Source organism: Tropicibacter naphthalenivorans, from assembly GCF_900176475.1.
Classification (GTDB): domain Bacteria; phylum Pseudomonadota; class Alphaproteobacteria; order Rhodobacterales; family Rhodobacteraceae; genus Tropicibacter; species Tropicibacter naphthalenivorans.
On the sequence record NZ_FWXX01000004.1, the window covers coordinates 261,857 to 282,519 of the forward strand.

Sequence of the window (20,663 nt, forward strand, 5' to 3'; positions counted from 1 at the left end):
CTATGCGCCCATGACAAACCCTGATTTTTCAACGCACAAAACGGGATTGGGCGGCGGGGCAAAAGCCGCTTTCGGCGTACCGGGTTGACCCGACCGCGACCAAAGAGACGCGCGTAACATGTGACGGATCGGGAACTAATGCCGTCCAAATAGGCCGCTGTTTCCTCGGTTTGTTTCATCGGCTTGCTTCAGGCGTTAACCGGCTGCTAACCAAGAGTAACCCATCCTGCGCAGGTTAACCTTCGGGGATTTTCATGGTTGCTCTTGCCTACACAGTGGCGTTCCAAGGCGTCGAGGCGCGCTCGGTCGAAGTGCAATGCGCCGTGACCGCCGGCCTGCCCGCGTTCTCTATCGTGGGCCTGCCGGACAAAGCCGTGTCCGAGGCGCGCGACCGGGTGCGCGCGGCGCTGGCGTCACTGTCGATCGCGCTGCCGTCCAAGCGGATCACGGTGAACCTGTCCCCCGCCGACCTGCCCAAGGAAGGCTCACACTTTGACCTTCCCATCGCCTTGGGCCTGTTGGCCGCGCTGGAGGTGATCCCCAAAGAGGCCGTCGCGCAGACCGTTGCCTTGGGCGAGCTGTCTCTGGACGGTGGGCTGATCCCGGTGCTCGGTGCCCTGCCCGCCGCGCTTAGCGCCGCCAATGACGACCGCGCGCTGCTGTGCCCGCGCGCCTCTGCGCCCGAAGCCGCTTGGGTCGACGCCTGCCATGTGCTGGGCGCGCGCAACCTGATTGACCTTGTGCAACATTTCACTGGCAAGGCGCTGCTGGACCCGGCCCGGCCCGGCGAAGTGACGCATGACTTGGCCGCCCGCGACCTGCGGGACGTCAAAGGCCAAGAGCGCGCCAAACGGGCGCTGGAAATCGCCGCCGCCGGGCGACACCACATGATCATGATCGGCACGCCCGGGGCGGGAAAATCCATGCTGGCCAAGCGCTTGCCCGGCATCATGCCGCCATTGTCCCCGATGGAAGCGCTTGAGACCTCAATCATCCAGTCCGTTGCGGGTGCGCTGAAAGAGGGTGGCATCTCGCGGAGTCGCCCCTTTCGCGACCCGCATCACACTGCCTCTCGCGCGTCGATCATCGGGGGTGGGCGCGGCGCGAAACCGGGGGAAGTCAGCCTCGCGCATAATGGCGTGCTGTTTCTGGATGAATTGCCCGAGTTTCCCCGCGACGTGCTGGAAACCCTGCGCCAACCGATCGAGACCGGCGAGGTCATGGTCTCGCGCGCCAACGCCCATGTGACCTATCCGTGTCGGTTCCTGCTGATGGCGGCGGCAAACCCTTGTAAATGCGGGTATTTAACGGTGCCAGCGCAGGCGTGTTCCCGCGCGCCCAACTGCGGTGAAGACTACATGAATCGGATTTCCGGCCCCTTGATGGATCGCTTTGATTTGCGGATTGAGATGCCTCCGGTAGATTTCACCGATCTCGAAGCGCCCCCCGCCGGAGAAAGCTCTGCCGAGGTCGCCGCGCGGGTGATCGCCGCCCGTCAGATCCAGACCGCACGCTTTGACGCAGACCCAAGTTGCCGCACCAATGCCGACGCCGAGGGCCGCGTATTAGAGGACATCGCCACCTTGGACAGCGAGGGTAAAGCCCTGTTGTCGCGCGCCGCCGAGCGCATGGGCCTGACCGCGCGGGGTTATCACCGAATCCTGCGCGTGGCCCGCACCATTGCCGATCTCGATTCGTCGGAAAACATCCGCCGCCCGCATTTGGGCGAAGCCCTGTCCTATCGGCTGGTGGCCGCAAAGGAGGTCTGAACAAAGCGCGCGATGCTGCGGATCGACTGCCGCGCTTCGGGAATCCAGCCGTCGAAGAGGTGCCAGACGTGCGGCGCGGTCTCTTCGGCCTGGGTGGTGACCGTCGCCCCTTGCGCGCGCAGTCTTTCGGCCATGCGCAGTGTGTCGTCGCGCAGGATTTCCGCCTTGGAATGGTGCAGCAAGACCGGCGGGCATTCGGGAAACTCGGCATAAAGCGGCGAGGCCTTGGGGTCGCGGGGATCGCCCCCTTGCAGGTAATACTCGGTCAATTCTTCGATCCGCGCGACCGGCAACATCGAATCGCTTTGGGCGTTGTCCCGCAGGCTGTCGCCCGTCATCGCCAGATCGGTCCAGGGCGACAGGGCAAAGACCGCAGCGGGCGGAGTGCCCAGCTGACACAGCCGGGCCACCAGCGCCAAGGCCAGCCCGCCCCCGGCCGAATCGCCGCCGATGAGGATGTCGCCCGGCGCATAGCCCAGCGCGCGCAAACGCCCCCACGCAGCACAGGCGTCGTCAAAGGCCGCCGGAAACGGCGCTTCGGGCGCGAGACGGTAGCGCGGCGCGCACACCTCGACACCCGAGAGCTTGGCCAGCCGCGCCAGCATTGCCTCATGCGTCCACGGGCTGCCGACGATATAGCCACCCCCGTGAAAATACAGGATGACCCGGCCCGGCTTGAACGGGCCCGCCGAAATCCAATGCAGCCCGCCGGGCCGCACCAAATGCCGCATCAAAGGCGTTGGCACGAAAGAAAACGCCGCCGCAAAGTCGAAGTCCTGTCGCGCGGTCGTTACGTCCGGCACGCGCAGCAACCGGCGTTTCACGGTCAGCCGCAACTGCGCGTTCAACAGTTGCAGCTGCCAGCTCATGCGAGCTTTGCCTCGATGGCTTGCCAGATCTTCTCGGCGACGTTGATGCCGTCAAACCGTTCCAGCTCTTGGATGCCGGTGGGCGAGGTCACGTTGATCTCGGTCAGGTAGTCGCCGATCACATCAATGCCCACAAAAACCTGACCCTTTTCGCGCAGAACGGGGCCAATGGTGGCGCAAATTTCAAGATCTCGCTCGGTTAGACCAACCTTCTCGGGACGTCCCCCAACGTGCATGTTGGAGCGAACTTCGCCCTTGGCCGGAACGCGGTTGATCGCGCCAACCGGCTCGCCGTCCACGAGAATCACGCGTTTGTCGCCGTTGCTGACGTCGGGCAGATATTTCTGGACGATCAAGGGCTCACGCGAGAAGCCGGTGAACAGCTCATGCAAGGACGACAGGTTGCGGTCGTTGGCATCCAGACGGAAGACGCCAGCGCCGCCGTTGCCGTACAACGGCTTGAGGATCACGTCGCCATGCTTTTCCTTGAAGGCCTTGATGGTTTGCAGATCACGCGCGATGGTCGTCGGCGGCGTCAACTGGGGAAAGTTCAAAACCAGCAGCTTTTCCGGGTAGTTCCGTACCCAGAAAGGGTCGTTGACCACCAGCGTCTTGCCCGCAAGACGATCCAGCAGATGCGTCGTGGTGATGTAGTGCATGTCGAACGGCGGATCCTGACGCAGCCAGACCACGTCCATATCCTCCAGATCGACTTGAACGTGGTCGCCCAGAACGGCAGGGCAATCCGCCACGCGCTGCACTGTCATCCTCTGCCCGCGCGCGGTGATCCGCCCCTCTTCATAGGCCAGTTGATCGGGACCGTAGTAAAACAGCTCATGCCCGCGCGCCTGCGCCTCTTCGGCAAGGCGGAACGTGCTGTCTGCGTTGATGTTGACCTCGGAAATCGGGTCCATTTGAAAGGCGATTTTCATGCGCATACCCTCATGCTTTAACCCATATGTGGCCCAAGCAGGTCAGAGAGGCAATGTATGCTACGCCCCGAAGGCGTTTTCGATCACGCGGATGTCACCATAAGCATTCACCAAGGCCACATCGAATCGCACATCTGTCAGCGCCCCCTTGGGCTGGGTACCAAGATATTCTTCGGCAGCGCATTGTAGGCGCATCACCTGCCGGGGCGTGACATGAGACAGGGCGCGATCAAAATCGCGGCTTTGCTTGACCTCGACAAACACCAAGCCATCCCCATCCCGGACGATCAGATCAATTTCACCGCCCTGACCGCGCCAGCGCCGTTGCGCCAAAGGAAAGCCGCGGCGTTCGTAGTCGGACGCGATCTGCATTTCCGCAGCTTCGCCCGCATAGTGGCTGACCCGTCCCCGATTGCGCCGCTTTGCCGTCATCCGTCGTCCTTTTCCGATAGCCGCATGGCCAGTTGGTAAACGGGCCGCCGTTTGACCCCCAGTTTGGCCGAAACGAAGTCCGCCGCATCGCGCACTGACATCGTTTCCAGCGCCAAGTTCACCTGTTGTTCTATGTCCAATTCACTAATTTTCTCTGAATCGCCTTTGCCGACCAAGACGACGATTTCGCCTTTTGCCGGGGCTTCCTCAAAGCTCGCGGCAAGTTCGGACAACGTCCCGCGCCGGATTTCTTCGAATTTCTTGGTCAATTCCCGGCACACTGCTGCTGGCCGATCCCCCAGGATCTCTGCCGCATCCGTCAACATCGCCGCCACGCGTCGGGGGCTTTCGTAAAAGGCCAAGGTCGCCTCGACGCCGCTGACCCCGCGCAACGCAGATTTGCGCGCGCCCGAGGCGTTCGGCAAAAACCCGGCAAAGAAAAACCGGTCCGTCGGCAACCCCGCCAGCGTCAAAGCCGTCACGACCGCAGACACCCCCGGCGCGGTTGTGACCTCCAGCCCTTCGGCGGTCACCGCGCGCGCCAGATCGAACCCCGGGTCCGAGATCATCGGCGTGCCCGCCTCGGAGGCATAGAGCACTGACTTGCCCGCCGCGATCTCTGCCACGATCCGAGGACGCATCTTGGCCCCGTTATGCTCGTGATAGGCCAGCAAGGGGCGGTCCCCCACCGAAATCCCATGCAGTTCCATCAACCGGCGCAGCGACCGCGTGTCCTCGGCGGCCAGCACGTCCGCGTCGCGCAGCATGTCCAGCGCCCGCAGCGTGATGTCGCGCGCATTACCGATGGGTGTGGCGACAAGGTACAGCCCCGGCGCCAATTTGCTCTTGTCCGGAATCGCCACTGGACCCCTCTCTTTGCTTGTCTATAGTCGCACGCAATCTCGCGCCGCCAAAAGGCCGCGCCCGAAATACGAGGGAGTTCCCGTCCATGTTTGCCCGTTTCTCTACTGCGCGCAAGGTCTTGCGCCCTGTTGCCGCTGCTCTGGCCGCGCTTGCCATCACCGCGTGTGAGCCGATTTCCCTCAACTCGACCGGGGCGGCCTCGGCCACTGGCCCCAAGATCGACCCGACCAAGCCGATCCAGGTGGCCCTGCTGGTGCCGCAATCGGACCCCGAGGCCGGCCCCATCGCCAAATCGCTGGAAAACGCCGCGCGTCTGGCCATGCAGGAACAGGACGGCGTGACCATCGACCTGCGCGTTTATGACACCGCCGGTCAAGCCGCCACCGCCGCAGCCCAAGCACAAAAGGCCGTGGACGAAGGCGCCAAGATCATCCTCGGGCCGCTGCGCGCCGATGCGGTGAACGCCGCAGGCCTCGCTGTCGCCGACGAAGGCATCAACGTCCTTGGCTTTTCCAATAACCCGGCGATCGCGGGCGGCAACGTCTTTATCCTGGGCGAGACCTTTGCCAACGTCGCAAACCGCCTGATGGGCCACGCCAAGAAAACCGGCAAGACCGGGGCCGTGATCGTCTATTCCGACGATGTCCCCGGCCAGTTCGGCAAGATCGCCTTTGAACAAGCCGCGACCGTCAACGGCGTGCGCGTTGTCGCATCCGAACCCTATGCCCTGTCCGTCGAAGGCGTCACCTCTGCCGCCCAGCGCGCCGCGGCCACGTTGAAATCCGGCGCGGCGGACACCGTATTCCTGACGCCCGAAGCGCAAAACGCCGCGCTGCCCATGCTGCTGAACCAGCTGCCGGACAACGGCGCGGACCCGGCGCAGGTGCAATACGCCGGGCTTGGCCGTCTGGACGTGCGTCCTGATCTGTTCTCGCTGCCCGGTGCGGACGGCATCTGGTTCGCGGTCCCCGACGCCGCGCGCCGCCAAGCCTATGCGGGCCGCTACTCCAGCGTTTATAGCACCTCGGCGCACCCGCTGTCGGGCCTGGCCTATGACGGCATCTCGGCCATCGGCGCACTCGCCAAGGCGGGACGTGGTGACGCGCTGACGGCCAAAGCCCTGACCTCGGCTAGCTTTACCGGCACGGGCGGTGTATTCCGTCTGATGAGCGACGGCACCAACCAGCGCGCGCTGGCCATCGCCACGGTAAAAGACAAACAGATGGTGATCCTTGACCCTGCCCCCAGCAGCCTCTCCGGAGCTGGCTTCTAAGCCGGAAACCTTCACGCCTGACCTGATCGCTCCGGCGTGTGACATCTTTGACATCGACGGGGTGCGTGCGGCGCTGTTTGCCGCCTTCCCCGCCGGTGCCAGCGAATCCGACATCCGCAAGATCGCCGTGGGGCTGATGTCCGACGCGCGCGACGCCGGGCGGCAAGTGATCGCCGACGCCTTTGCCGCAGAGCCATTTGGCGCGCGGCGCACCACGCGGTCCTACACCTACCTGACCGATTGCCTCGTCAAGCTGACGTTCGAAATCGCGACCCAGCACCTGCACCGCCTTGCCACCCCCACCGAGGCTGAACGCCTGTCGGTGCTGGGCGTCGGCGGCTATGGCAGGGGCGAGATGGCCCCCTTTTCCGACGTCGATCTGCTGTTCCTGACCCCCTACAAGATCACCCCCTGGGCCGAGAGCGTCATTGAATCGATGCTCTACATCTTTTGGGATCTCAAGCTGAAGGTCGGGCATTCCTCGCGCACGATCCGCGACTGCGTGCGCCTTGGCAAAGAAGACTACACCATCCGCACCGCCATGCTGGAATGCCGCTACCTGATCGGCGACGAGCCGCTGTCGGTCGATCTCAACGACACCCTGTGGAAGGACCTCTTTACCGGCACCGAACGCGAGTTCGTCGAGGCCAAGCTAGAGGAACGCGACGCCCGCCATGAGCGGCAGGGCCAGCGCTACATGGTCGAGCCCAACGTCAAAGAGGGCAAGGGCGGCCTGCGTGATTTGCAATCGCTGTTCTGGATCATCCGCTATGTGCACCACACCGACGACGTGTCGGAACTGGTCCACAAGGGCGTGTTCCTGCCCGAGGAATACGACACCTTTACCCAAGCGGAACGGTTCCTTTGGGCGGTGCGCTGCCACATGCACCTTGTGGCCGAGCGCGCGGTGGAACAGCTGTCCTTTGACATGCAGGTCGAGGTCGCCCATCGCATGGGCTACAATGACCGTTCGGGTCGGCGCGGCGTGGAATGGTTCATGCAGGCCTATTTCCACCACGCGACCTCTGTGGGCGATCTGACGCGCATCCTGCTGACCTCGCTCGAGGCGGACCACACCAAGGGCGCCCCCCTGCTGGAGCGCATCTTTAAACGCCAGCCCAAGGTCAAGGCGGGCTACAAGGTGGTCCATGGTCGTCTCGCCATCGCCGATGACGACGCCTTCCTGTCGGACAAGCTCAACCTCTTGCGCCTCTACGAAGAAGGGCTGCGCACCGGGCTGCTGATCCACCCCGACGCCATGCGTCTGGTCAAGGCGAACCTCGACCTGATCGACGACGACTTTCGCAACGACAAGACCGCGCAAAAGCTGTTCCTTGACCTGATGCTCAAGCATGGCAACCCGGCGCGGGCGCTGACCCGGATGAACGAGCTGGGGTTCCTGGGCACCTTCATCCCCGAATTCGAACCCATCGTGGCGATGATGCAGTTCAACATGTATCACAGCTATACGGTGGACGAGCACACCATCCAGTGCATCTGGCACCTGTCGGAAATCGAACACGGCAACCTGCTCGAAGAGCTGCCCGTCGCCTCGGATATCCTGTCCGAAGGCGTCAACCGCCGGGTGCTGTACGTGGCGCTGCTGCTGCATGACATCGGCAAGGGCCGCGACGAAGACCACGCGATCCTTGGCGCGCGCATCGCCCGCACCGTCGCCCCGCGTCTGGGCCTGAACAAGAAAGAGTCCGAGACCGTCGAATGGCTGGTGCGCTATCATCTGCTGATGTCGGACATGGCGCAGAAACGCGACATCGCCGACCCGCGCACCGTGCGCGACTTTGCCAAGGCGGTGCAGACCAAGGAACGGCTGGACCTGCTTTGTGTGCTGACCGTCTGCGACATTCGCGGCGTCGGCCCCAACGTGTGGAACAACTGGAAGGCCGCGCTGCTGCGCGCGCTCTATCGCCAGACCCGCCGCGCCCTCGAAGGCGGGATGGAAGACCTCAACCGCGAGAACCGCGGCGCCGAGGCGAAAAAGCTGCTGCGCGAGTCGCTGGAGGACTGGACCGGCACCGATCTGCGCCGCGAGACCCAGCGCCATTACGATCCGTATTGGCAGGGGCTGCACATCACCGCCCATGTGATCTTTGCCCAGCTCTTGCGCGAGATCACCGACGACGAGATCAAGCTGGACATCCACCCCGACGAGGACCGCGACGCCACCCGCGTGTGCTTTGCCTTGCAGGACCATCCCGGCATCTTCTCGCGTCTGGCGGGGGCGCTGGCGCTGGTCGGGGCCAACGTGGTGGACGCGCGGACCTTTACCACCAAGGACGGCTACGCCACCGCTGCCTTCTGGATTCAGGACAGCGACGGCCATCCGTATGAAGCCAGCCGCATCCCGCGCCTGCGAGACATGATCCGCAAGACCCTAATGGGCGAAGTCGTCGCGCGCGACGCAATCAAGCCCAAGGACAAGCTGAAAAAGCGCGAAAAAGCGTTCAAGGTTCCGACCCATGTCACCTTTGACAACGAAGGGTCCGAGATCTTTACGATCATCGAGGTCGACACCCGTGACCGCCCCGGCTTGCTCTACGATCTGACGCGGACCTTGGCGAATATGAACATCTACATCGCCAGCGCGGTCATCGCGACCTATGGCGAGCAGGTGGTCGACACCTTCTACGTCAAGGACATGTTCGGGCTGAAACTGCACAGCCAGGTGAAACGCGACGTGATCGAAAAGAAACTGCGCGAAGCGATCAGCGAAGGGACCGAACGCGCCTACGGCTAGGGCGGTCAATCGCCGGGTGCGCACCCCAACGAGCGCAAACAGGCCCCGACCCGCGCGCGCTGGTCGGGGCCGCGCCCTGAATAGGCCGTCCATGCGCAGTGAAATCGCGCAGTTTTCACGCTGGGGGCCGCCGCGCGGCTGCGCCCCCTATCCAACCCCAGAGCGATCCGCTAAGCCTGCGCCAAGCAAGAGGCTGAGCACATGAAACCCATCAAGCTGATTTCCGGCGTCATGACCGTCGGGTTCTGGACCCTTGCGTCACGCGTTCTGGGCGTGGTGCGCGAAGTCATGATCCTTGCGCTGATCGGGCCGGGGCCGGTGATGGATGCCTTTGTGGCCGCCTTTCGCCTGCCCAACATGTTCCGCCGCTTCTTTGCCGAAGGCGCGTTCAACGCCGCCTTTGTGCCGATGTTCTCCAAGAAATACGAAGGCGAAGAAGACCCGCTAGTCTTTGCCCGAGACGCTTTGAACGGGCTGGCGTTTTGCCTGCTGATCCTGACCGCCTTGGCGCTGATTTTCATGCCCGCGCTGGTCTATGCCACGGCCGGGGGCTTTGCCGGGGATGCGCGGTTTGACCTGACCGTGGGCTTTGGCCGCATCGTCTTTCCCTATATCCTGCTGATCTCACTGGCGGCGCTGTTTTCGGGCGCTTTGAACGCCGCGGGGTACTTTGCCGCCGCCGCCGCTGCGCCGGTTTTGCTGAACATTCTCGTCTGTAGCGCCATGACGATTGGCTACGTCCTCGGCGGTGAAATCATCCTGTGGCTGATCTGGACCGTGCCCTTGGCGGGTGTCGCGCAATTGGCCGTGGTCTGGGTCGCCGCCGAGCGGGCGGGCATCCGCCTGCGCCCCGGTCGCCCGCGCTGGACCCCCGACATGAAGCGCCTGCTGGTCGTCGCCATTCCCGCCGCGCTGGCAGGGGGCGTGATGCAGGTGAACTTGCTGGTTGGCCAACAGGTTGCGAGCCATTTCGATAGCGCCGTCGGTTGGCTCTATGCCGCCGATCGCCTGTACCAGTTGCCGCTGGGCGTGGTGGGCATCGCCGTCGGCATCGTGCTGCTGCCGGACCTGTCGCGCCGCCTCAAGGCGCAGGACGACGCGGGCGCGCGCAACGCCTTTTCCCGCGCCGGAGAGCTGTCGCTGGCGATCACCGTGCCCTGCGCGGTGGCGCTGGTGGTGATCCCTCTGCCGCTGGTGTCGGTCCTGTTCGAGCGCGGTGCCACGACCCGCGCCGACAGTCAGGCCATCGCGCTGGCGGTGGCGATCTACGGCCTCGGGCTGCCCGCATTCGTGCTGCAAAAGGTGCTGCAACCGCTGTTCTTCGCCCGCGAAGACACCCGCAGCCCGTTCCATTACGCGGTCTGGGCCATGGTGCTGAACGCCGCCGTTGCCATCGGCCTTGCGCCCGTCATCGGCTGGACCGCCTCGGCCATTGCCACCACCCTCGCGGGCTGGACCATGGTCGCGCAACTGGCCTATGGCGCACGCAAAATGGGCGAAGTCGCGCACTTCGATGCCCGGTTTTTCACCCGTTTGTGGCGGATCGTGGCAGCATCGGCGGTGATGGGCGGGGTTCTTTGGGGCGCACAGGAACTGATGATGCCCGTGCTGAGTATGTCCTATGTACGATATGCGGCTCTTGCTGTTCTGATCGCCATCGGCATTGTGGCTTATGCCGTTGCGGGTCAGATGCTGGGGGCCTTTGGCATGGCCGAACTGCGCGGGATCGTCCGGCGCAGAAAATAAGGGGACACAATGACGCTCACACCGCTGATTACCGCCGAAGAGGGCTTTCCCGCCATGGAACGCCTTGTGGCATCGGCCCGCGAAGAGCTGCTTTTGTCGTTTCGCATCATCGACCCGCGCACCCGTCTGCGCGCGCCGGAATTGCTGGAAATGGGGCTGGAAACCTGGGCCGATCTGATCGCTTGGGTCACGCGCAAAGGCGTGCGTCTGCGGCTGCTGATTGCCGATTTCGATCCGCTGTTCATCCGTGATCTGCATCGGAACGCGTGGGTCTGCGCGTCGCAATTTGCCGATGTGGTTCAGGGGGATACGCAGATTCTGTGTGCTCCGCACGGGCAGCGCGCCGGGTCGGTCTGGCGTTTGTTCATGCGTGGGCGCATCCGGCAGGCCATGCGCGAGTTGCAAAAGCAAGACCCGACCCAGCTGACCCCGGTCGAACGGCTGTTCCTCAAGGCGGGGCCGGTGCTGCGCCCGGTGACGCTGCACCAGAAATTCGCCATCGCCGACGGCAAACGCTGCGTGATCGGCGGCCTCGACATCAACGAGCGGCGCTTTGACACCAAGGACCACGACCGCGCGCCTGATCAGACGTGGCACGATTTGTCCGTGGCGATCGAGGACGACGACTTTGCCGCCTCGCTGGCCGGGCATTTCGCCGAAGTCTGGAACGCCGCGATGGCCTGCGGCGGGGCCTCCATGGCCGAGCGTGCGGCGCAGATGCCCGCCAGCGCCCGCGCACAAGGCCGTGCCGATCTACGCGTTTTGCGGACCTTTTCCAGCCCCTGCGAAGGCGCCGCCCGCCTGTCGCCGCAGCCCCGCATCACCGAGCATGAGACCGCCCTGATCAAGCTGTTCCAGGAGGCCGAGCGCTTTATCTACATCGAGACGCAGTTCCTGCGGCACGCGCCGCTGACCGATGCGCTGGTTGCCGCCGCGGCCCGCGCGCCGGACCTGCATCTGGTGGTGATCCTGCCCGCCGCCGCCGACCGCGTGCTGTTCGACGAGGATTACAGCTGGGACGCCCGTCACGCCCACGGCCTGCAAATGCGCCAGCTTGACCGGCTGCAACAGGCCTTTGGCCCCCGGCTGGCACTGCTGACGCCGGTGCAACCGCATGAGGCCGCCCCGAGCGATCCCGCCGTCGATGGCGCGGGGCCGGTGTACCTGCATTCCAAGGTCACTTTGGTCGATGACAGCGCCGCGATCATCGGCTCGGCCAACCTCAACGGGCGGTCCATGCGCTGGGACACAGAGGCGTCGGCCCTGATCCGCAACGGCGATTTCGCCGCCAACCTGCTGGACCGTCTGGGGCAGAAATGGCTGCGTCTCGACGGGGCCGATCTGCGTGACGCCCGCACGTGGCAAACCCGCGCCGAGGCCGAGGCCACCCGCGCGCCGGACAGCCGCGAAGCCTTTGTCCTGCCCTTCCCCATGGCTGCGGGGCACAAGTTTGCGCGCAAGATGATGTTCCTGCCCGCTGACATGTTTTAGGGTCAAACCCTCGGAAAATCCGAACAATTCCGGTTTTCCTTACCGTGTAGTCAAAAATTAACCTCTGTAAACGGAGCCCAGTTTTACAGGAGAGTTTTTCATGGCCAACTATCTGGGCGACAACAACGGCAACATTTTATCGGGCACCGCGGATGCGGACAGCATCGTTGGCATGGGCGGCAACGATCAAATCTACGGTCTGACCGGCAATGACTTCCTCGATGGAGGGGCCGACAACGACACGCTGGCGGGCGGCGTGGGGAATGACACCGTTGCAGGTGACAGCGGCAATGACGCCATCGAGATTGGCCTTGGCGACGACTACATCGACGCAGGCGACGGCGTCGACACCATGTATGTCGGCTATTACGACAACCTGCAGGGCCAGGGCGCGGTGTCCATCAACATGAACGCCACCGGCGCGCAGGCCACGGGCGGTGCGGGCACCGATACGCTGCTGAACTTTGAGAACTTTACCTACTTCAACCTTGACGGTCTGCGCGTGGTTGGCACGCCGGGGGACAACCGCTTTTCTTCGCTCAACACCACGTCGGATGACAAGATCTTTGGCCTTGGCGGCAACGACTACGCGCTGCTGGGCGGCGGCAATGACACCATGCTGGGCGGCGATGGCCAGGACACCATGCACGGCGGCGACGGCAACGACCGGCTGTACGGTGGTGGTCTCAGCGATCAGGTCTACGGCGGCAATGGCAACGACTTTGTCGACGGCGGCGCGCATCACGATCTGGTGCGTGGTGACGCCGGCAACGACGTGCTGCGCGGCGGCACGGGCATTGACGCGCTCGAAGGCGGTGCAGGCCGTGACATCATGTGGGGCGGCGACGGCGCGGGCGCGGACTTCGCCAAGGACAGCTTTGTCTTTACCGACACCAGCGAAAGCGGCCTTGGCGCGGCGCGCGATGTGATCCGCGACTTTGAGCAGGGCTATGACGTGGTTCACCTAAGCAACATCGACGCCGATATTGCCACCTCGGGCGACCAAGCCTTTACCCTGATTGGCAACGCTCAGTTTTCCGGCACCGCGGGTGAGCTGCGCGCCGTGGTCCACGGCAGCAACACCTTGCTGAAAATGGACGTCGATGGCGACGGCAGCTCGGACATGGATATCCTGCTGAACGGCGCGTTCACCCTGACCGCCGACGACTTTGTGCTGTAAGGCGCGGGTATCTTAACCAGTTTCGGGGGCCGCTTGGCCCCCTTTTGCCGTTCAGCGCCGCCGGATCACGTTCAGCGCGTGCGCCCAGCCGCCCGGCGCAAGAACGATGGCCAACCCAAAGCCGCAAGCAAAGGCGAACAAGTCGGCCAACCATTCGGTTCCCTGACGCCCGGTCCCCAGCCACATGATCAACTGGATCACCGCCAGCGCGCCGATCAAGGCAAAGGCCCGAAACGGCGGCGCGCCTTTGCGCTTGAGCTTTTGGAACAGCAAAAAGGTGAAGGCCCCGATCAGGCCGTAGGCACCGGGATAGGCCCCCGCCAAGATGCGCGGATCGTCCAGAACCAGCCCCCAGCACAGCGCACCCACCGCCGAGGACACAAAGAAAATCGCGAGAAACCCGAGGTTGCCCACCACTTCGGCCACCGCCTTGCCCAGGGCCAGCGTCAGCACCATGCCGAACAGCGCGTGGGAAAAGGCGACGTGCAAAAACGCATAGGTGACAAAGCGCGCCAGATGCTCGATCGGCCAGACGCCGTTCTCGACCATCCAGTCGAACACCGTGCCGGAAAAGCCATAGGCCTCAAGCGCGCCGGTGCGCCATCCCACCGCCCCCGGCCCGCCGATCAACGACCGTTCGCCAAGGCTAAAGGCGGCTTCGATGCCCATCATCACCACGAACAGCCCCAGCACGGCGGGGGGCAACGGGTTCACCGGGGCTTCGTTATGCGGGTGCTGCATCGGATGGCCTTTCTTGACGCGCTCACGCCCCCTCGGTAAGCCACTTGGATTGAAACTTCCAGACGGAGTAAGCCCATGACCGAGGGGGTCCAAACCTCTCCCGCCTTCACACCGCGCGTCTTCTCGGGGATCCAACCCTCGGGCGGTCTGACGCTTGGCAACTATCTTGGCGCGCTCAAGCGCTTTGCCGACAGTCAGAACAGCGGTATCCAGTCCATTTATTGCATGGTTGACCTGCACGCGATCACGGTCTGGCAAGACCCGGCCAAGCTGACGCGCGCCACGCGCGAGCTGTGCGCGGGGTTCATTGCCTCGGGCATCGACCCGAACAAATCGATCCTGTTCAACCAAAGCCAAGTGCCCGAGCACGCGCAATTGGCGTGGATTTTCAACTGCGTGGCCCGGATGGGCTGGATGAAGCGCATGACCCAGTGGAAGGACAAGGCCGGCAAGAACCAGGAAAACGCCTCGCTTGGGCTGTTTGCCTATCCGGCGCTGATGGCCGCCGATATTCTGCTGTATCACGCAACGCATGTGCCGGTCGGCGAGGACCAAAAGCAGCACCTTGAGCTGACCCGCGACATCGCGATCAAGTTCAACAATGACTTTGGGGTCGAGTTCTTTCCGATCACCGAGCCGGTCATCGAAGGCGCGGCCACCCGCGTGATGTCGCTGCGCGATGGGTCGAAAAAGATGTCGAAATCCGATCCGTCGGATATGTCGCGCATCAATATGACCGACGACGCCGACGCGATTGCCTCGAAAATCCGCAAGGCCCGCACCGATCCCGACGCCCTGCCCTCCGAGGCCAAGGGGCTCGAAGAGCGTCCCGAGGCGCGCAACCTGGTGAACATCTACGCCGCGCTGAGCGATCAGACCGTGGATCAGGTGCTGACCGATGTGGGGGGCAAGCAGTTCTCGGAATTCAAGCCGATGCTGTCCGATCTGGCGGTGGCCAAGCTGTCGCCGATTTCGACCGAGATGGCCCGTCTGATGGAAGCCCCGGACGAGATCGACGCGATCCTCCGCCATGGGGCGACCCAAGCGCGCGAAATCGCCGCGCCGATCCTTGCCAAGACCTATGAGATCGTTGGCATGGTGCGCTGAGCGCCTGACTTGAACGGTGCGTTAAGCGCCTGAGAGAGAAAACGAAACGGGCCGAAGGCATCCCCTCGGCCCGTTTTGCTTCGCCCGGATCTTCCCCTATCCGTGCGAAAAAGGGTCTTGAAGCCAAGACCTTGCGCTGTCCAACTCATCCAGCTGAAACAAGCGCAGCCGCGTGCCCGCCTGACCGCCAGCCGCCCGGACAACCGGGCTGAACCAGCCGCTGTCAGACACCACCGCGACATGACTGACCTGGGGCATCCCCCAGCCTTCAGTCTGAATTTCGGGCGTCAACAAAGACGGCGCAATCTCATCCAACTGCTTGGACACCTCAAGGATCCGCGCGCCGCCGTGCCGGTCGATAAAGGCATGCAAAGACCCCAGAACCGCGTCGTAATCCTCTTGGGACACGCGGCCAGAAACCGTGAATTCCACGATCCGATCCTCCGGGTACTCGGCATATCTCAAGGTCAACGGGCAGCGTCCTTGATGGATTTAAAGTGTGGCAGTGTCCCCAAGCAGATTTAGGACGCCCTTAACCTTGATCAAGAATCTGGCAAATTTGAGGCGAGTCTGGCGAAAATTCTATATGCGTGGCTGGAATCGGTCGAAACCGGGGGCAATTCCGGGGCGTAGGCTGCCTTGACCACCGCCGCGATCTCTGGTCGCAGGACCACGTGACCGTTTTCCAGCTTGCCCAGCGGCGAGCGCTTGGAAAACGCCTGATCGGACCAGACCAGCATGGATTGGATGACCTGGCTTAGCGCCAAGGTTTCAGCGGGCAGCGCGCTGAGTTCTTTGTCCATGCGCAGAAAGACGAAACAGGCCTTGATCGAGCCGTCCTTGTCAAAACGGAAGACGCGGTACTGGTTGGCGTCCGCCTCCTTGAGGCGCGCGACCATCGGCCCAAGCCCCTCGATCAGCCGGTCGAGGTCGGGGACCTCCAGCAGTTCGTCCCACTGGCGAAAGAAAAACACCATGACGTTGCTGCCCAGTTCCGGATCGGTCTCGGCCATCTTATGACCGGACATGGCGCAGACCGCTTCGAACGCGCCTTTGACCACGCTTAGCGTCTCGTCCTCGACGCCAAAGACGATGGGCGACAGGGGCCGCCCCCAGCGCGCGCAGAGGAACTGGCCATCGGCGCGGGTGAACAGGGCGGTGATCTCTTCGGGGGTGATCAGGTCGGTCATGGCTTTGGTCTTTTATCGGCGTTTGGCGTGCCGCTTTATGGCGCAACACGCGGCAAATGCCCAGATGCCCTAGCTGGTGAACAGATCGCTCTGACCGGGCGGTTTCGGCGCGGCCATGCCAAGATGCGTCCACGCCTTTTGCGCCAGCATCCGCCCGCGCGGGGTGCGCTGGATCAAGCCCTGTTGCAGCAGGTACGGCTCGATGACCTCTTCCAGCGCGTCGCGGCTTTCGCTGAGGGCGGCGCTGATCGTCTCGATCCCCACCGGGCCGCCCGCGTAGTTTTCCGCGATCAGCCGCAAATACCGCCGGTCGGCCCCGTCGAGCCCAAGGTTATCCACCCCCAGCCGCGTCAGCGAGCTATCGGCCAGCGCCTGGGTCACCACGCCGCCACCTTCGACCACGGCAAAGTCCACCACGCGCCGCAGCAGCCGCCCCGCGATCCGCGGCGTCCCGCGCGAGCGCCGCGCGATTTCCAGCGCACCGTCGCCCTTGATGGTCACGCCCAGCTTGACCGCATTGCTGGCGACAATGGTCTCAAGCTCCGGGATCGTATAGAAATTCAGCCGCGTCGGGATGCCGAAACGGTCGCGCAAAGGCGTGGTCAACAGGCCCAGACGGGTCGTCGCCCCCACCAACGTAAAGGGTTGCAACTCGATCCGAACGGTGCGCGCGGCGGGGCCTTCACCGATCACCAGATCCAGCTCAAAATCCTCCATCGCGGGGTACAGCACCTCTTCGACGGCGGGGTTCAGACGGTGGATTTCGTCGATGAACAGCACGTCCTTGGCTTCGAGGTTGGTCAGGATTGCCGCGAGATCCCCGGCCTTGGCCAACACCGGCCCCGAGGTCATGCGAAAGCCGACGCCCAGCTCACGCGCCATGATCTGCGCGAGGGTGGTTTTCCCCAGACCGGGCGGGCCGTGAAACAACGTGTGGTCCATGGCCTCGCCGCGATGGCGGGCCGAGTCGATAAAGACGCGCAGGTTGGCGCGGGCCTCGGCCTGGCCGACGAAATCGCCCAGCATCTGCGGACGCAAGGCGCGGTCGCGGTCCTCGGGCAAAGGGTCGGGCCGCAGGGCGGGATCAGAGTCGATCATCGGTGATTATCCCTTTGGCGCCAGCAGCTTGAGCGCGGCGCGGATCAAGGCGGGGGTGTCCGCATCCGGCGCATCGCCTGCCGCTTCGGCCACGGCGCTGGCGGCCTCTCCGGGCGCGTAGCCAAGGTTGCCCAAGGCCGACAGCGCTTCGGCCTGCGCCGAGGCGTTGGGCTTGGGCGCGGGTTTCGGGCGGGGCGCAGCGGCGACCGGTTCGATCACCGCGTCGTCCTCGGAGGCCTCGGTCGCAACGCTCGCCGCACCGCCCATGGCCATAACCGCCGGGGCCTTGTCCTTGAGCTCGTTGACCACGCGCTGCGCCGTCTTGGGGCCGATGCCCTTGGCCGCTTTGACCGCGTTCCAGTCGCCCAGGGCAATCGCCCGGCTAACCCCGTCGGGGCCGAGCGTCCCAAGGATCGCCAGAGACGCCTTGGCCCCCACGCCCTGCACGCTCATGAGCAGGCGGAACCATTCCTTTTCCACCAGCGTCGGAAAGCCGAACAGCTGGAGCAAATCCTCGCGCACCAAGAGGTCGGTGAACAGCGCCACCGCCTCGCCGGGGTTCGGCAGGCTCGCCATGACCCGGTCCGAGACGTAGATCACATAGCCGACACCGCGCACGTCAATCAGCACGTGGTCCGTGTTCTTATACTCGATCCGCCCTGCGATCCGTCCGATCATGCCCGTACCTTCATATGTTGCGCGCCGTAATAATGCGCATGACAGATGGCAATCGCCAAGGCGTCTGCCGCGTCAGGCCCGTTCAAAACCGCGCCGGGCAGCTGCATTTTAACCATGTGCTGGATCTGCTGCTTTTCCGCGTGGCCGACGCCAACCACGGTTTTCTTAACCTTGTTCGGGGCGTATTCACCCACGTCCAAGCCGAACTGCGCCGGGACCAAAAGGGCAATCGCCCGCGCCTGCCCCAGTTTCAGCGTCGCCACCGCGTCCTTGTTCACAAAGGTCTGTTCCACCGCCGAGGTCGTGGGCTGATAGGTGCGAAAGACTTCGGTCAACTGGCCATGCAGCCACAACAGCCGCGCCGCCAATTCACCCTTTTCCGAGTGAATCACCCCGTTCGCCACATGGCGCAACCGTCCGCGATCCGCGTCGATCACCCCCCACCCGAGGTTCCTTAGCCCCGGATCAATGCCCAATACCCGCATGACTGCCTACATTTGTTGTTATTTCGCCACGAGTAGCACGAAACGCGAACAAACGCCAAGGTTAATGCCCCTCAGCGCAAAAACGACCCGACGTGTCACCATGGCGACACCCCGCCCAAAGCGGTCCACAAAAGCGCCGTTTCGGATGGCAAAACCGACACCGTTTCAGTTGGATTTTTACCAATTTTTACAGTGCGTTAACCGCGTTATCGCCATGCAAAAGCGGCATGGGACCTATGCAAAAACTGCTGCTTGTTTGGCACGATTGCCCATTCTATGTGCGGTTTAAGAACAAGCCGCCCATAGTCAAAAGGAGACCAGACATGGCTGCATTCGATACGACCCAACCCGCTGCCGCAACTGGCTCTGCCCGCCGCATTGGCCTGATGTTCACCCATGCCGTCAGCGCGTTTTCCGCGTGGAACGACACCCGCATCACCCGCAAGAGCCTGTCCGCTCTGACCGACCGTGAGCTGGACGATATCGGTCTGGGCCGGGGTGACATCGACGGGATGTCGCGCTTTTAAATAGCGCACCACCCCCGCTTCACATTGCAAAAGGTCACGGTCCCGGGCGGGAGCGTGGCCTTTTCTTTTTCCAGTGAAACGGTGCGGCACGGCACAAAAAAGGGGCCCAAAGGCCCCCATCTGCGGATACATCCAGTTATCCCAAGAATGGTGTGATCACCTCGGCGATCCGCGCCGTCACGGGGTCAATCTGCATCAGCCACGCGCCCGCCTGCTCGACCGTCGATCCGGTTTGCAGCTCTGCCACGTGGCCAAGAAAGGCCTCCTCGCCCAGCCAAGCCAGCACAAAGCCTTTGAACGCCATAAAGAAGAGGCCAAGGAACACAAGAACACGCAGGCCGATGCCGCCGGTCTTGCTGTCAGGCTGCTGGACGATGACGCCGGTGGTCTTGTCCAGTTTGTTCACATACCCTTTTGCCATGCGGCTGTGCTTGCGATGCACTGCCTCTTGGCGTTTACGAAAATCTTGCAGCGTGTTTTCCATAGCAACATCTCACTCATCCGGCCCCCACCGGATGCAAAAGAAATAGCCCTGATTTGCGGCAAAAATGGGGCAAACGCCGCAGATTTTCCGCAAATCAGTTTCGTATCACACAGATTTTTGCAGCGTCAGCGTCACCCAGTCGCCGATCACGTCACGGCGAATCTGGGTGATCCCGTTGGCGGCGTAGACCTCGACGACTTCGTCCGCCTGACGGGTCAGGATGCCGGACAGGATCGCATAGCCGCCGGGGGCGAGGTGGCTCGCCATATCCGGTGCAAGGTCGATCAACGGCTGCTTGAGGATGTTGGCGAACACCAGATCATAGGGCGCGCGCGCGTGCAGGTCGTCATGGCCAAAGCCCGCCGCCTCGACGCAGATCACCCGGCCTTCCATGTCGTTGGCGCGCACGTTGGCCTCGGCCACGTCGACCGCCACTTCGTCGATGTCCGACGCAATCGCCGGGTTCGGGAAAATCCGCGCCGCGCCCATGGCCAGCACCGCCGTGCCGCAGCCGATGTCCGCGACGTTCTGCCCGACAAAGCCCTCGCCGGCCAGACGATCCAGCGCCTCAAGGCAGCCCTGCGTGGTGCCGTGGTGGCCGGTGCCAAAGGCCATGGCGGCCTCGATCAACAGCGGCTCGGACCCTTCGGGGATCTTGTCGGCGTCGTGGCTGCCATAGACGAAAAAGCGCCCCGCGACGACCGGGGTCAGCTCGCGGCGGACCTTGTCGACCCAGTCGGTATCCGGCACTTCGGACACCACGAAAGGCTGCGCATCAAAGGCAGCGGCCATCAGCGCCAGTTCGATGTCGTTGGGCTGTTCAAGGAAATAGCCGCCCACTTCCCACGTGCCAGAGCCGTCTTCGATCTCGAACACGCCGATGCCCGTGGGTTCGGGTTCCAGCTCTTCCAGAGCCTCGCCCAGCGCCTCGGCGCGGTCCTTGGCGGCCAGTTTGGTAAAAGCGGTATAGGTCGGCATGGCACTCTCCGGGGCACAGCAGGGGTTTTGGCCCCTTTACCCCCTTGGGCGCGCGACCGCTAGC

Annotated in this window: 20 protein-coding genes; 8 read left to right on the forward strand and 12 right to left on the reverse strand. The window is 63.5% G+C overall.

Annotated features, from left to right (window positions below; all coding sequences use genetic code 11):
* Positions 1-254 precede the first annotated feature (254 nt).
* Complete coding sequence (locus B9A11_RS11110; RefSeq protein ID WP_058247599.1) at positions 255-1,769, forward strand: YifB family Mg chelatase-like AAA ATPase; 1,515 nt, start codon at positions 255-257, stop codon at positions 1,767-1,769.
* Here the strand turns inward: B9A11_RS11110 and B9A11_RS11115 are convergent.
* Genes B9A11_RS11115 through rsmI form a run of 4 tightly spaced genes read right to left on the reverse strand, consistent with a single transcriptional unit; the run spans position 1,739 to position 4,865 of the window.
* A complete protein-coding gene (locus B9A11_RS11115) occupies positions 1,739-2,638 on the reverse strand; it encodes an alpha/beta hydrolase (RefSeq protein ID WP_058247600.1) in 900 nt (299 codons plus the stop codon). The two genes, B9A11_RS11110 and B9A11_RS11115, sit on opposite strands and share 31 nt — an antisense overlap.
* The gene (gene gshB / locus B9A11_RS11120) at positions 2,635-3,570 is read right to left on the reverse strand and encodes a glutathione synthase (protein WP_058247858.1); all 936 of its coding nucleotides are present in this window, start codon (positions 3,568-3,570) and stop codon (positions 2,635-2,637) included. The genes B9A11_RS11115 and gshB overlap by 4 nt, the downstream gene beginning before the upstream one ends.
* A 60-nt stretch (positions 3,571-3,630) precedes the next feature.
* Positions 3,631-4,002 (reverse strand): YraN family protein, encoded by a 372-nt coding sequence (locus B9A11_RS11125; protein ID WP_058247601.1) that lies wholly within the window; start codon positions 4,000-4,002, stop codon positions 3,631-3,633.
* The gene (gene rsmI / locus B9A11_RS11130) at positions 3,999-4,865 is read right to left on the reverse strand and encodes a 16S rRNA (cytidine(1402)-2'-O)-methyltransferase (protein ID WP_234988800.1); all 867 of its coding nucleotides are present in this window, start codon (positions 4,863-4,865) and stop codon (positions 3,999-4,001) included. The genes B9A11_RS11125 and rsmI overlap by 4 nt, the downstream gene beginning before the upstream one ends.
* Positions 4,866-4,951: 86 nt before the next feature.
* Between rsmI and B9A11_RS11135 the strand changes: the two genes are divergently transcribed.
* The 5 genes from B9A11_RS11135 (at position 4,952) to B9A11_RS11155 (ending at position 13,311) form a co-directional block, all read left to right on the forward strand.
* Positions 4,952-6,139: a penicillin-binding protein activator gene (locus tag B9A11_RS11135; RefSeq protein ID WP_058247602.1), complete on the forward strand. Its 1,188-nt coding sequence runs from the start codon at positions 4,952-4,954 to the stop codon at positions 6,137-6,139.
* Positions 6,099-8,894 carry a [protein-PII] uridylyltransferase gene (locus tag B9A11_RS11140; RefSeq protein WP_058247603.1) on the forward strand — a complete coding sequence of 932 codons (2,796 nt, stop codon included), beginning with the start codon at positions 6,099-6,101 and terminating at the stop codon, positions 8,892-8,894. Before B9A11_RS11135 ends, B9A11_RS11140 begins: the two co-directional genes overlap by 41 nt.
* A 201-nt stretch (positions 8,895-9,095) precedes the next feature.
* On the forward strand, positions 9,096-10,640 hold the full coding sequence (gene murJ, locus B9A11_RS11145; RefSeq protein ID WP_058247604.1) for a murein biosynthesis integral membrane protein MurJ: 1,545 nt from the start codon (positions 9,096-9,098) through the stop codon (positions 10,638-10,640).
* Positions 10,641-10,649: 9 nt separating this feature from the next.
* Positions 10,650-12,131, forward strand: coding sequence for a phospholipase D family protein (locus tag B9A11_RS11150; protein WP_058247605.1), 1,482 nt, complete (start codon positions 10,650-10,652; stop codon positions 12,129-12,131).
* Between the two features lie 100 nt (positions 12,132-12,231).
* Positions 12,232-13,311, forward strand: a complete 1,080-nt coding sequence (locus B9A11_RS11155; RefSeq protein WP_058247606.1) for a calcium-binding protein — start codon at positions 12,232-12,234, stop codon at positions 13,309-13,311.
* A 51-nt stretch (positions 13,312-13,362) separates the two neighbouring features.
* On the opposite strand, the gene B9A11_RS11160 is transcribed toward B9A11_RS11155, so the two are convergent.
* Positions 13,363-14,052 (reverse strand): rhomboid family intramembrane serine protease, encoded by a 690-nt coding sequence (locus B9A11_RS11160; protein ID WP_058247607.1) that lies wholly within the window; start codon positions 14,050-14,052, stop codon positions 13,363-13,365.
* Between the two features lie 75 nt (positions 14,053-14,127).
* On the opposite strand from B9A11_RS11160, the gene trpS reads away from it, so the two are divergent.
* Positions 14,128-15,159, forward strand: a complete 1,032-nt coding sequence (gene trpS / locus B9A11_RS11165) for a tryptophan--tRNA ligase (RefSeq protein WP_058247608.1) — start codon at positions 14,128-14,130, stop codon at positions 15,157-15,159.
* A 96-nt stretch (positions 15,160-15,255) separates the two neighbouring features.
* On the opposite strand, the gene B9A11_RS11170 is transcribed toward trpS, so the two are convergent.
* The 5 genes from B9A11_RS11170 to ruvC form a co-directional block, all read right to left on the reverse strand.
* The gene (locus tag B9A11_RS11170) at positions 15,256-15,630 is read right to left on the reverse strand and encodes a SpoIIAA family protein (RefSeq protein WP_058247609.1); all 375 of its coding nucleotides are present in this window, start codon (positions 15,628-15,630) and stop codon (positions 15,256-15,258) included.
* Positions 15,631-15,701: 71 nt separating this feature from the next.
* On the reverse strand, positions 15,702-16,349 hold the full coding sequence (locus B9A11_RS11175) for a hypothetical protein (RefSeq protein WP_234988801.1): 648 nt from the start codon (positions 16,347-16,349) through the stop codon (positions 15,702-15,704).
* Positions 16,350-16,418: 69 nt separating this feature from the next.
* Entirely contained in the window at positions 16,419-17,447 is a 1,029-nt protein-coding gene (gene ruvB, locus B9A11_RS11180) for a Holliday junction branch migration DNA helicase RuvB (RefSeq protein ID WP_058247610.1), read from the reverse strand.
* 6 nt (positions 17,448-17,453) lie between these two features.
* Complete coding sequence (gene ruvA, locus B9A11_RS11185) at positions 17,454-18,125, reverse strand: Holliday junction branch migration protein RuvA (protein ID WP_058247611.1); 672 nt, start codon at positions 18,123-18,125, stop codon at positions 17,454-17,456.
* On the reverse strand, positions 18,122-18,610 hold the full coding sequence (ruvC, locus tag B9A11_RS11190) for a crossover junction endodeoxyribonuclease RuvC (RefSeq protein ID WP_058247612.1): 489 nt from the start codon (positions 18,608-18,610) through the stop codon (positions 18,122-18,124). The genes ruvA and ruvC overlap by 4 nt, the downstream gene beginning before the upstream one ends.
* 323 nt (positions 18,611-18,933) lie before the next feature.
* Between ruvC and B9A11_RS11195 the strand changes: the two genes are divergently transcribed.
* A complete protein-coding gene (locus B9A11_RS11195) occupies positions 18,934-19,137 on the forward strand; it encodes a DUF1127 domain-containing protein (RefSeq protein WP_058247613.1) in 204 nt (67 codons plus the stop codon).
* A gap of 136 nt (positions 19,138-19,273) precedes the next feature.
* Here B9A11_RS11195 and B9A11_RS11200 read toward each other — a convergent pair whose 3' ends face one another.
* Entirely contained in the window at positions 19,274-19,621 is a 348-nt protein-coding gene (locus tag B9A11_RS11200; RefSeq protein WP_058247614.1) for a hypothetical protein, read from the reverse strand.
* Between the two features lie 105 nt (positions 19,622-19,726).
* A complete protein-coding gene (locus tag B9A11_RS11205) occupies positions 19,727-20,599 on the reverse strand; it encodes a 50S ribosomal protein L11 methyltransferase (RefSeq protein WP_058247615.1) in 873 nt (290 codons plus the stop codon).
* Positions 20,600-20,663: the final 64 nt, after the last annotated feature.